9 protein-coding genes, 1 pseudogene and 1 riboswitch are annotated in these 11012 nt (G+C 72.5%); of the genes and pseudogenes, 3 read left to right on the forward strand and 7 right to left on the reverse strand.

Annotated elements, in window-relative coordinates; all coding sequences use genetic code 11:
- The first annotated feature begins 122 nt into the window (after positions 1–122).
- Positions 123–860, forward strand: coding sequence for a thioredoxin domain-containing protein (locus tag AB0G11_RS48390; RefSeq protein WP_357594001.1), 738 nt, complete (start codon positions 123–125; stop codon positions 858–860).
- Positions 857–1663: a cytochrome c biogenesis protein CcdA gene (locus AB0G11_RS48395; protein WP_357594003.1), complete on the forward strand. Its 807-nt coding sequence runs from the start codon at positions 857–859 to the stop codon at positions 1661–1663. The genes AB0G11_RS48390 and AB0G11_RS48395 overlap by 4 nt, the downstream gene beginning before the upstream one ends.
- 4 nt (positions 1664–1667) lie before the next feature.
- Here the strand turns inward: AB0G11_RS48395 and AB0G11_RS48400 are convergent, their stop codons facing one another.
- The 7 genes from AB0G11_RS48400 to AB0G11_RS48430 all read right to left on the reverse strand — a co-directional run bounded on the left by AB0G11_RS48400 (position 1668) and on the right by AB0G11_RS48430 (position 10219).
- Positions 1668–2798, reverse strand: a complete 1131-nt coding sequence (locus AB0G11_RS48400; RefSeq protein WP_308126050.1) for a mechanosensitive ion channel domain-containing protein — start codon at positions 2796–2798, stop codon at positions 1668–1670.
- A 20-nt stretch (positions 2799–2818) separates the two neighbouring features.
- Positions 2819–3814 carry a ribonucleotide-diphosphate reductase subunit beta gene (locus tag AB0G11_RS48405; RefSeq protein ID WP_219511119.1) on the reverse strand — a complete coding sequence of 332 codons (996 nt, stop codon included), beginning with the start codon at positions 3812–3814 and terminating at the stop codon, positions 2819–2821.
- Positions 3815–3830: 16 nt separating this feature from the next.
- A complete protein-coding gene (locus AB0G11_RS48410) occupies positions 3831–5984 on the reverse strand; it encodes a ribonucleoside-diphosphate reductase subunit alpha (RefSeq protein ID WP_357594005.1) in 2154 nt (717 codons plus the stop codon).
- A gap of 101 nt (positions 5985–6085) precedes the next feature.
- Positions 6086–6279, reverse strand: a riboswitch (cobalamin riboswitch).
- A 4-nt stretch (positions 6280–6283) separates the two neighbouring features.
- Positions 6284–7231, reverse strand: a complete 948-nt coding sequence (locus AB0G11_RS48415; protein ID WP_357594007.1) for a tripartite tricarboxylate transporter substrate-binding protein — start codon at positions 7229–7231, stop codon at positions 6284–6286.
- A gap of 69 nt (positions 7232–7300) precedes the next feature.
- Complete coding sequence (locus tag AB0G11_RS48420; protein WP_357594009.1) at positions 7301–8011, reverse strand: SAM-dependent methyltransferase; 711 nt, start codon at positions 8009–8011, stop codon at positions 7301–7303.
- 89 nt (positions 8012–8100) lie between these two features.
- Positions 8101–9921, reverse strand: a complete 1821-nt coding sequence (glmS, locus tag AB0G11_RS48425; RefSeq protein ID WP_357594011.1) for a glutamine--fructose-6-phosphate transaminase (isomerizing) — start codon at positions 9919–9921, stop codon at positions 8101–8103.
- Positions 9922–9931: 10 nt separating this feature from the next.
- Positions 9932–10219 (reverse strand): hypothetical protein, encoded by a 288-nt coding sequence (locus tag AB0G11_RS48430; RefSeq protein WP_219511110.1) that lies wholly within the window; start codon positions 10217–10219, stop codon positions 9932–9934.
- A 183-nt stretch (positions 10220–10402) separates the two neighbouring features.
- Between AB0G11_RS48430 and AB0G11_RS48435 the strand changes: the two are divergent.
- Positions 10403–11012: pseudogene (locus AB0G11_RS48435) on the forward strand (N-acetylmuramoyl-L-alanine amidase); the annotation flags it as partial.

The following is an 11012-nucleotide window of genomic DNA, read 5'->3' on the forward strand; positions in this document are numbered from 1 at the left end:
GCGCCCCGCCCCCGGCCGGGGCCGCCCGCCGCCGGGGGCCCCCCCCGGGGCCCCCGGGGGCCGGGGCGGGGGCCCCCCCCCGCCGCCCCCCCCCGGGCCCCGGGGCTGGGATGATGGGTCAGATGGACGCAGGATCGAGACGCAGGGCGGTGCTCGGCGCCGTGGCCGGGACGGCGGTGCTGGCGGTCCTCGGCGTCGCCGCCCTCGACCGCGACGACGAAGCCGCCGTGACGGCCACCGCTCCCCCGGCCACCGCGCCCCCGACCTCCACGGCCCCCACGGCCACTCCGGAGGCCACTCCGGCCGAGAGCCCGAGTGTGGCCGTGTGGGAGGGGCCCACGCCGCCGCCCGTGGACCTGAAGCTGGCCAAGGGGTCGCAGGACGCGCCCGTCACGATCGTCGAGTTCGGCGACTTCCAGTGCCCCAACTGCCGCCGCTACGCCCGCGAGATCGAGCCCGTGCTCCAGCGCGACTACATCGGCACCGGCGTCGTCCGCGTCTTCTGGCGCGACTACCCGATCCGGGGCCAGGCCAGCGTCGACGCGGCCTACGCGGCGCGGGCGGCGTCGCTGCAGGGCCGCTTCTGGCAGTTCCACGACGCGCTGTTCGCGGGCGGGACGCGGGTGACGCCCGCGCGGCTGCGCGCCGCCGCCGTCACGGCCGGGCTGGACGTGGCCAGGTTCGACCGCGACCGCCGGGGCAGGGCCGTGCGGGAGGCCGTCGACCACGACACCGCGTTCGCCTACCAGCTCGGCCTGCCGGGCACGCCCGCGTTCCTGGTCAACGGGGAGCTGCTGTTCGGGGCGCAGCCGGTGGCGGCGTTCCGGGAGGCGATCGAGAAGGCGCGCCGGGGCGGATGAGCGGCGTCGGTTACGCCGCCGCGTTCCTGGGCGGGCTGTTCTCGCTGCTGAGCCCGTGCGGGGCGCTGCTGCTGCCGGCGTTCTTCGGCTACGCGTTCCCGGGCGGGCGCCGGCTGGCCGGGCGGACGCTGCTGTTCTACCTGGGGCTGTGCCTGGTGCTGGTGCCGCTCGGGATGGGGTCCGCGCAGGCGAGCCGGCTGTTCTACGGCCACCAGGACCTGCTGGTGACGGCCGCCGGGTGGCTGCTGATCGCGCTGGGCGTGGCGCAGGCCGCCGGGCAGGGGTGGACGATCGGGCCGCTGGAGCGGCTGCGGGCGCACGTGCGCGGCGATTCGGCAGGGGCCGTGCTGGCGCTGGGGCTGGTGTCGGGGCTGGCCGGGTTCTGCGCCGGGCCGGTGCTGGGCGCGGTGCTCACGGTGGCGGCGGCCTCCGGCGACGCGCTGCGCGGCGGCGTGCTGCTGGCGGTCTACGCGGCCGGGATGGCGGCGCCGCTGCTGCTGCTCGCGGCCCTGTGGGAGCGCTTCGACCTGGGCGGGCGGCGGTGGCTGCGGGGTCGCGGGCTGCGGGTGGGCAGGCTGCGGGTGCACACCACGTCGCTGCTGTCGGGGCTGGTGTTCGCCGGGCTGGGCGTGCTGTTCCTGGTCTCCGACGGCACACGCGGGCTGGCGGCGCCGTTCCCGGAGGAGTGGGAGGCGTGGCTGCAGGAGGCGGCGGCGTCGGTGCGGGTGCCCGACCTGGCGCTGGTGGGGGTGGCGGCCGTGGTGCTGGCCGGGGTCACGCTCTGGCGGCTGAGGCGCCGCTGAGCGCTCAGGCGTCGCCGGGGTCGTCGCGGCCCGACGCGCCCTGCGTGCCCTTGGCGGCGGTGTCGCGGCCCGCCGACCAGGGGACCCCGGCCCGGGTCTCGGGGGTCTCGACGCGAAAGCGGGGCAGCGCGTCGGGGTAGTTCTCGCGGACGAACTTCACCAGGTGTTCGCGTACGTCGCACTTGAGGTCCCAGGCGGAGGCCGAGTCGGCGGCGCTCATCAGGCCGCGCAGCTCCACCAGCCCGTTGGGGAGCACGTCGGTGACCTGGAGCGTCCAGTCCTTCTGATCCCACAGCGGGCTTTCCTGGATGAACGCGTACAGTTCCTCGCGCAGTTTGTCGACCGGCACCGACCAGTCGACCCGCAAGTAGACGACGGCCAGGACGCGAGAGCCGTGCCGGGTCCAGTTCTCGAACGGGTTCTGCGTGAAGTAGGAGACGGGCAGCACGAGCCGCCGCTCGTCCCACAGCCGCAGCACCACGTAGGTGAGCGTGAGCTCCTCGATGCGGCCCCACTCCTCCTCGACCACCACCACGTCGTCGAGGCGCAGCGCGTCGCTGAAGGCGAGCTGGAGCCCGGCGAGCATGTTGCCGATCGTGGGCTGGGCGGCGATGCCGACGACGGCGCCGGCGATGCCCGCGGAGGCGAGCAGTCCGGCGCCGAGGGCCCGCACCTGCGGGAAGGAGAAGAGCATGGCGCCGACCGCGACGACGATCACGGTGGCGGCGGCGATCCGGCGGACCAGCGCGATCTGCGTCATGATGCGCCGGGCCCGCCGGTTGCGCTCGCCCTCGACCAGCACGAGCCGGTCGAGGATGACGTCGGTGAGCGCGTACGTGACGCCGATGATCAGCCAGGTGACGGTGGCGATGGTGAGCAGGCCGATGACGCGGTCGATCGACTCGCCGAGCTGGCGCTCCTGCCGCGTGTCGCCCATCATCCACGGCCCGAACACGATGTTGCAGGCCAGGACGGCCGCCATGGCGAAGGTGGCCCACGTGCAGTGCTCCACCAGGTGCCGGGCGAGCGCGTACTTGCGGCCCACCCGTGACAGCACCCGTCTGGCCAGCTCCACGCCGAGGATCGCCCCGGCGACGGAGACGGCCATGATCAGCCAGTTGGACGTCGGCTGCACGCGCTACTCCCCCAAATGTTCTAGAACGTCTCGTCAAAGGTCACATTGCCCTCAACCGCAACTTGATACGCGGAGACGCGCCGCTCGAAGAAGTTTGCCAGCTCCTGCACGTCCTGCAGTTCCATGAACGCGAACGGGTTCGCGCTGCCGTAGCGGCCGGGCATGCCGAGCCTGGCCAGCCGCTGGTCGGCCACGTACTCCAGGTAGGCGCGCATCTGCTCGACGCTCATCCCCGGCATGCCGTCGCCGCACAGGTCGCGGGCGAAGGCCAGCTCCGCCTCGACCGCCTCCTCCAGCATGCGGGTGACCTGGTCGCGCAGGTCGTCGTCGAACAGCTCGGGCTCCTCGGAGCGTACGGTGTCGACGACGCTGAAGGCGAACTCCATGTGCATGGACTCGTCGCGGAACACCCAGTTCGTCCCGGCGGCCAGCCCGTCGAGCAGCCCCCGGGAGCGGAACCAGTAGACGTAGGCGAAGGCGCCGTAGAAGAACAGGCCCTCGATGCAGGCGGCGAAGCAGATGAGGTTGAGCAGGAACTGCCGCCGCTGGGCGGCGCTCTCCAGCCGCTGGATGCCGTTGATCGAGTCGATCCACCGGAAGCAGAACTCGGCCTTGTCCCGGATGGACGGGATGTGCTCGATCGCGGCGAACGCCTTGACCCGCTCGTCCGGGTCGGGCAGGTAGGTGTCGAGCAGCGTCAGGTAGAACTGCACGTGCACGGCCTCCTCGTACAGCTGCCTGCTCAGGTAGAGGCGCGCTTCGGGGGCGTTGACGTGCTGGTAGAGGTTGAGCACGAGGTTGTTGGCCACGATGGAGTCGCCGGTGGCGAAGAAGGCGACCAGGCGGTTGATCAGGTGGCGTTCCTGCGGCGTCATCCTGGTCAGGTCGGCGAGGTCGTTGTGCAGGTCGACCTCCTCCACCGTCCAGGTGTTGCGGATGGCGGCCCGGTAGCGTTCGTAGAAGTCCGGGTAGCGCATCGGGCGGAGCGTGAGGTCCATTCCGGGGTCGAGCAGCATGATGGGGGTCCGTCCTTTACTGGCAGGCTTCGCAGACTTCCGGGTTCTCCAGCGAGCAGGCGACGGCCTCGGCGACGGGGACGGTCGTCTGCGCGATCCGGGTGGCCGGGCGCGAGCGCAGGTAGTAGGTGGTCTTGAGGCCGCTCTTCCACGCGTAGGCGTACATCGACGACAGCTTGCCGATGGTGGGGCTGGCCATGAACAGGTTGAGCGACTGCGACTGGTCGATGTACGGCTGCCGCGCCGCCGCGAGGTCGATGAGCGCCTTCTGCGGCAGCTCCCACGCGGTGCGGTAGAGGGTCTTGAGGTCGTCCGGGACGCCGGGCACGTCCTGCACGGACCCGTCGGCGCGCTTGATCGCGTCGCGCACCGGCTGCGTCCACAGCCCGCGCGCCTGGAGGTCGGCCACGAGGTAGCGGTTGACCTGGAGGAACTCGCCCGACAGCGTCTCGCGCTTGAACACGTTGGACACCTGCGGCTCGATGCACTCGTAGCAGCCGGCGATGGAGGCGATCGTGGCCGTCGGCGCGATCGCGACCATCAGGGAGTTGCGCAGCCCGGTGACGGCGATCTTGTCGCGCAGCGCGTCCCAGCGCGGCGTGGCGGCGGCGTCGTAGTGGTCGGGGTGCAGCACCCCGGCGGCGGCGCGGGTGTCGTCGTAGGAGGGGTGCCTGCCGCGCTCGGCGGCCAGGTCGGCGGAAGTGTCGTAGGCGGCCAGAGCGATCTCCTCGGCGATCCGGGTCGACAGCGCCAGCGCCGGGCCGGAGTCGAACGGCAGCCGCAGCGCGAAGAACACGTCGGCCAGCCCCATCACGCCGAGCCCGATCGGTCGCCACTTCTTGTTGGCCGTCTCGGCCTCGGGCGTCGGGTAGAAGCCGAGGTCGATCGTGCGGTCCAGGAAGCGCACGGCGGTGCGGACGGTGCCGCGCAGCCGCTCCCAGTCGAGGTCGCCGTCCCGTACGTGGGCGGCGAGGTTGATCGAGCCCAGGTTGCACACCGCGGTCTCGGCGTCGCCGGTGACCTCCAGGATCTCCGTGCACAGGTTCGACAGGTGGATGACGTTGCCGGGGCGGCCGGTCTGGTTGGAGGTGCGGTTGGCGGCGTCCTTGAACGTCATCCAGCCGTTGCCGGTCTGCGCGAGCGTGCGCATCATCCGCCCGTAGAGGGTGCGGGCCGGGATCTGGCGGACGAACCGCCCGGCGGCCTCGTAGGCGCGGTAGGCGCGGTCGAACTCCTCCCCGTACAGGTCGGTCAGGTGGGGGACCTCCTTGGGGTCGAACAGCGACCAGACCTCGTCGGCCTCCACCCGGCGCATGAACTCGTCGGGCACCCAGTTGGCCAGGTTGAGGTTGTGGGTGCGGCGGGCGTCCTCGCCGGTGTTGTCGCGCAGCTCCAGGAACTCCTCGACGTCGGCGTGCCAGGTCTCCAGGTAGACGCAGGCCGCGCCCTTGCGCCTGCCGCCCTGGTTGACCGCGGCCACGGAGGAGTCGAGCGTGCGCAGCCACGGCACGATGCCGTTGGAGTGCCCGTTGGTGCCCCGGATCAGCGACCCGCGCGAGCGCACCCGGGTCCACGAGATGCCGATGCCGCCCGCGTACTTCGACAGCCGGGCCACCTGGCCGTAGCGGTCGTAGATCGACTCCAGCTCGTCGCGCGGCGAGTCGAGCAGGAAGCAGGACGAGAGCTGCGGCCGGCGCGCGCCCGCGTTGAACAGCGTCGGCGAGCTGGGCAGGTAGGCCAGCGCCGACATCAGCGCGTACAGCTCGGCGGCCTCCGCCACGGTCTCCGACAGGCCGCACGCCACCCGCAGGAAGAAGTGCTGGGGCCGCTCCAGCACGGCCCGCGTGACGGGGTGGCGCAGCAGGTAGCGGTCGTAGACGGTGCGCAGCCCGAAGTACTCGAAGCGCTCGTCGGCGCCGTCGTCGATCAGCGCGTCCAGCTCGGCGGCGTGCGCGGCGACGAAGGCGGCGAGCGAGTCCTGGATCAGCCCGGCGGCGTGGGTGGCGGCTACCGACTCGGCGAACGACCGCACGCCGTGCCCGGCGGCCTCCTCGGCGATCTCCTCGGCCAGCAGCCGGGCGGCGACCCGCGAGTTGGCCGGGTCGGTGATCACCCGCGCGGCGGCCTCCTCGATGGCCAGGCGGCGGTCACCCTCAACGATCTGTGTCACGTGCTCTCTCCTCGCGAGCTTCCCCCGTGAGGGCACGCGAGAGCACGGCGGCTCGCCTCGATCCCCGGCCGCGCGACGCCCCCGGGCCCTCCCTCGAGGCCCTGGACAAGACAACCGCTGGCAGGTCTTCGGGCTCGCGGGCGCAACGCGCACTCCTACTGGCCGTCGCTTCCCGGATCTCTCCAGTGCGTGTGACGGCGGTCGTTCCCGCTCACCGCTGCGGGGCAGCCCCGGATTCGCACCGGGTTCCCTTTCACTCCGCCCCAAGGGGCGAACCAGCGACGACCAGGATCCTACATCTAGTGGCCGTTTCCGCAACTACCCCAGCATGTTGTGCCGCCGCTGGTCTCGACGAGGCCGAGATCGCGGAGCACGGCCTTGGTCCTGCGCACCTCGGAGTCGAGCCAGGCGCGGAAGTCGTCGCCGGCCAGCGGGATGCGCACCCAGCCGCCCGCCTCGCAGGCGCGCTGCCAGGACGGCGATCCGGTCACCTCCTCGCACATCCGCACCGCCGAGGCGCGCCTGTCCTCCGGCATGGCGCCGGGGCCGACGGCGGCGCACCAGTTGGCGAAGTCGACGCGGATGCCGCTCTCCAGCAGGCTGGGCGCGTCCACGCCGGGGAAGCGCCTGGCGCACGAGACGGCCAGCACCCGTACGGCGCCGCGCCGGATGGGGCCGCGCCAGTCGGCGAGCGCGCCCGCGGCGGCCGCGGCCCGGCCGGCCCGCAGCGCGGTGGCCGCCTCGGCGCTGCTCCGGTAGCCGGTGTAGTCGACCTGGCGGGTGTCGGCGCCCAGCCCCTTGGCGATCAGCCCGAACAGCAGGTGGTCGGGCTCGCCCTGGGGGCCGCCGGCCAGCGGCGTCTCCCCCGGCCTGGCCAGCAGGTGGGCGCCGAACTCGTCGAAGCTGCGGAAGCGGGACGTGGCGGGCACCACCACGACCACGACCTCGCCGGCCAGCCTGGCCAGCGGCGTCGCGGTGTCCATCAGCGACTCGCCGTGGTTCAGCTCGGCGGCGGCGAGCGCAGGCAGCCCGGTGACGGTGATCCGCACGGGCCCCCGCCCGGCGAACCCGGCCTCGCCCGCCGCGCCGGCGAACGCGCGGGTCACGCGTTCCCACCGCTCGCCGCCCGCGACGATCTCGTACGCGCCGCGTGCGTCCCCGGCGCCCGCAGGGAAGCGCTCGGTGCCGCAGCCGGCCACGGCGGCGGCCATTCCGATGCCCGCCGCGAGAAAGCGTCTCCGCCGCATGACCCGCCTCCCCCGAGCGCAGTTACCTCAGGTTATTGACGCATCACGCATAGTTAATCCGATTTGCTGCTACTTCTTCATCGCGAGCCCCGCCAGCAGGTACGACGGCAACGGCGTGCCGCCGACCAGCCTCGGCCGGTCCGGGCGCCACTCGGCCGCCTGCACCAGACCCGGCGGGACCAGCGCGAAGTCGCCGAAGAACGCGCGGATCTCCGCCGGGCTGCGGGTGCCGTCCCGGCGGTCGCCGGAGGCGGCGTGGGTGAGCGCCACATAGCTGCCGGGCGCCACCGCCTCCCGCAGCCGGGACAGCGCCGGCCCCGGGTCGCGGCCGCCGTGCGGCATCGACACCAGGAACACGGCGACCGGCCGCGACAGGTCCAGGAAGCCCTCCGCCCGGGCCAGCACCTCGCCGGCGTCGAGCGGATCGGCCTCGGCGAACACCGCGCGGGGCTCGTCGGCCAGCAGCTCGCGGGCGTGCTCGGCGACGACCGGGTCGTGGTCGACGTAGACCACCTTCGCGCCGGGCACGACCTCGTGCACGTTGCCCCGGGTCGGCAGGCCGCTGCCCAGGCCGACGAACTGGCCGACGCCCTCGGCGGCGACGTAGCGGGCGGCGCGCTGGAGGAAGCCGCGGTTGGCCCTGGCCAGCGGCACGGCCTCCGGGATCAGGTCCGACAGCCTGTCGATGGCCTCGCGGTCGACCGCGTAGTTGTCCGTGCCGCCGAGCAGGTAGTCGTACATCCGGGCAAGATTGGGAGTGCGTGGGTCGAACTGGGACACATTTCGACCCTAGGCGCTCACTGTCAAGGGCCACAGGGGGCCGATTCCCACTGTGACCCCTCCGACGGTAAGCATTTCCTGCCCTCGGGTCACTCCACTGTGACGCTCTTGGCGAGGTTGCGCGGCTTGTCCACGTCACGGCCCAGCGCGACCGCGGCGTGGTAGGCCAGGAGCTGCAGCGGGATCGTCAGCAGGATCGGGTCGAGCTCGATCTCGTTCTTCGGCACCACGATCGCGTCGTCGGCCAGCTTGGCGTCGGGCTCGCGGTGGCCGACCATGAGCACCTGGCCGCCGCGGGCGCGGATCTCGCCGAGCGTGGTGAGGTTCTTGTCCAGCAGCTCGTCGTCGGGCACGATCGCCACCGTCGGCATCTCCGGGCCGATCAGCGCGAGCGGGCCGTGCTTGAGCTCGCTCGCCGGATAGGCCTCGGCGTGCACGTACGAGATCTCCTTGAGCTTCTGCGCGCCCTCGCGGGCCACCGGGTAGCCGCGCACCCGGCCGACGAACATCATGCTCGCGTGCTTGGCGTACTTGCCGGCCAGCTCGGCGATCTTGTCGCTCTGCGCGACGATCTCCTCGATCTGGTCGGGCAGCCGGCACAGGCCCTCGCAGATGCGCCTGCCGTCGGCGGGCGACAGGTCGCGCACCCGGCCCAGATGCAGCGCGAGCAGCGCGAAGGCCACCGCCGTCGAGGTGAACGCCTTGGTCGAGGCGACCGACACCTCCGGCCCCGCGTGCAGGTAGACGCCGCCGTCGACCTCGCGGGCGATGGCGCTGCCGACCGCGTTGACGATGCCGATCACCCGGCCGCCCTTGCGCTTGAGCTCCTGCACGGCGGCCAGCGTGTCGTACGTCTCGCCGGACTGGCTGATCGCCACGTAGAGGGTGTCCTGGTCGACGACCGGGTTGCGGTAGCGGAACTCGCTGGCCGGCTCGGCGTCGGCCGGGATGCGCGCCAGCTCCTCGATGAGCTGGGCGCCGATCTGGCCCGAGTAGTAGGCCGACCCGCAGCCGATGATCTTCACCCGGCGGAACGAGCGGGTCTCGCGGGCGTCCATGTTCAGCCCGCCCAGGTGCGCGACGTGGAAGCGCTCGTCGAGCCTGCCGCTCATCGTGCGGGCCGCGGTCTCCGGCTGCTCGGAGATCTCCTTGAGCAGGTAGTGCTCGTAGCCGCCGGTGTCGTAGTGCCCGGCGTCCCAGTCGACGGTCAGCGGCTCCTTGGCCGTCTCGCGGGCGTCGCTGGCGAAGGTGTGGAAGCCGTCGGCGCGCAGCACCGCCAGCTCGCCGTCCTCCAGGTGCACGACCTGCCGGGTGTAGCGCACCAGGGCGGCCACGTCGGAGGCGGCGAACATCTCCTTCTCGCCGATGCCGAGCACGATCGGGCTGCCGTTGCGGGCCACGACCACCTCGCCCGGCCGCTCGGCGTCGATCACCGCGATGCCGTACGTGCCCACGACGCTCTTGAGCGACTTGCGCACGGCCTCCTCCAGCGTGTCGTTCTCGTCCACCGCGCGGGCGATCAGGTGGGCCAGCACCTCGGTGTCGGTCTCCGACCGGAAGCCCACGCCGTCGGCGATCAGCTTGGCGCGCAGCTCGTCGGCGTTCTCGATGATGCCGTTGTGCACGACCGCGACGCGCTCGTCGGACGACAGGTGCGGATGCGCGTTCACGTCGCTCGGCACGCCGTGCGTGGCCCACCGGGTGTGGCCGATGCCCAGCGTGCCCTTGAAGCGCGCGGGCACCACCTTGGCCAGATCGGCCACCCGGCCCTTGACCTTGCGCAGCTTGAGGCCCTTGTTGGAGACCACGACCCCGGCCGAGTCGTAGCCGCGGTACTCCAGCCGCTGCAGCCCTTCGAGCAGGATGGGCGCCGCGTCCTGCGGCCCCACGTACGCGACGATTCCGCACATGCGAGGTCTCCTATCCGTAAACGATCCGGCGCAGCTGACGCAGCGACAGCTCGGGGGCCGCCACCCGGCGGCCGCGCAGCTCCGCGGCGATCCTGGGAAAGATCTCGTCATTGGTCAGGCCGCGAGCCTTGAGCTCGCCGTGACGCCGCCGCACGAACTCCTCCACCGGCTCGGAGAAGTACGCCAGGACGTCGGCCACCACGCGCGCCGCCTCACCGGGCCCCAGCGGGGTGCTCCTGGTGAGGTGGGCGATGAGGTCCTCGTAGGGATGCCGTGCCGTGGACACAGTCGAGGACATTACGCAGCTGGAACGAGACACTTCAACTTCCTGCCCGATATCGGGCAGGATTTACCTCCATCTTCTGTCATGAGGGAGGAGATCACCATGAGTCACATCTGCCTCTACTGTCCCGTCTGACACATCCCCATCTGGGAATGGTTACGGTGAGTATTCATTGTGTGCCATTCCGTGGGGGTTGTCATGCTGTTGTGGGCCGCCGTCGTCGCCGCCGCCACCGTCCTGGTCGCGCCCGGCCACCCGGACGGCCGCCAGGCGAACTTCGCCGCCGCCGCCCGCGCGTACGGGGTGCCGGAGAGCGTCCTGCTCGGCGTGTCGTACCTGCAGTCGCGCTGGGACGCCCACGGCGGCGCCCCCAGCACCGCCGGCGGCTACGGCCCCATGCACCTCCTCGACCCCGCCGCCGCCCGGCCCGGCCCCGGCCACACCCACGCGGACCGCCGCGGCGACCCGGCCCGCCCGCTGGCGCAGGCGCCTGTTCACCACGAGGACGCCGGTGAAGCAAGCGCCTCGGCCGCGGGGGCGACGCTGGCCGAGGCGGGACGGCTCACCGGGGTGAGCGCGGAGCGGCTGCGCAGCGATCCGGCGGCGAACATCCGGGGCGGCGCCGCGCTGCTGGCCTCCTACCAGCAGCGGCCCGGCGCCGATCCGGCCGCCTGGTACGAGGCCATCGCCCGGTACGCCGGGTCGCGGGCCTTCGCCGACGAGGTGGTGTGGGGGGTGGGGGACGGGGGGGTGGGGCTCACCCACACAAGGCAGTATGTGAGTGTTCCCGCCCACCCCCCCCTCACTC

Origin of the sequence: Nonomuraea sp. NPDC023979, from assembly GCF_040639085.1 — a bacterium.
In the GTDB taxonomy this organism is placed as follows: Bacteria; Actinomycetota; Actinomycetes; order Streptosporangiales; family Streptosporangiaceae; genus Nonomuraea; species Nonomuraea ceibae.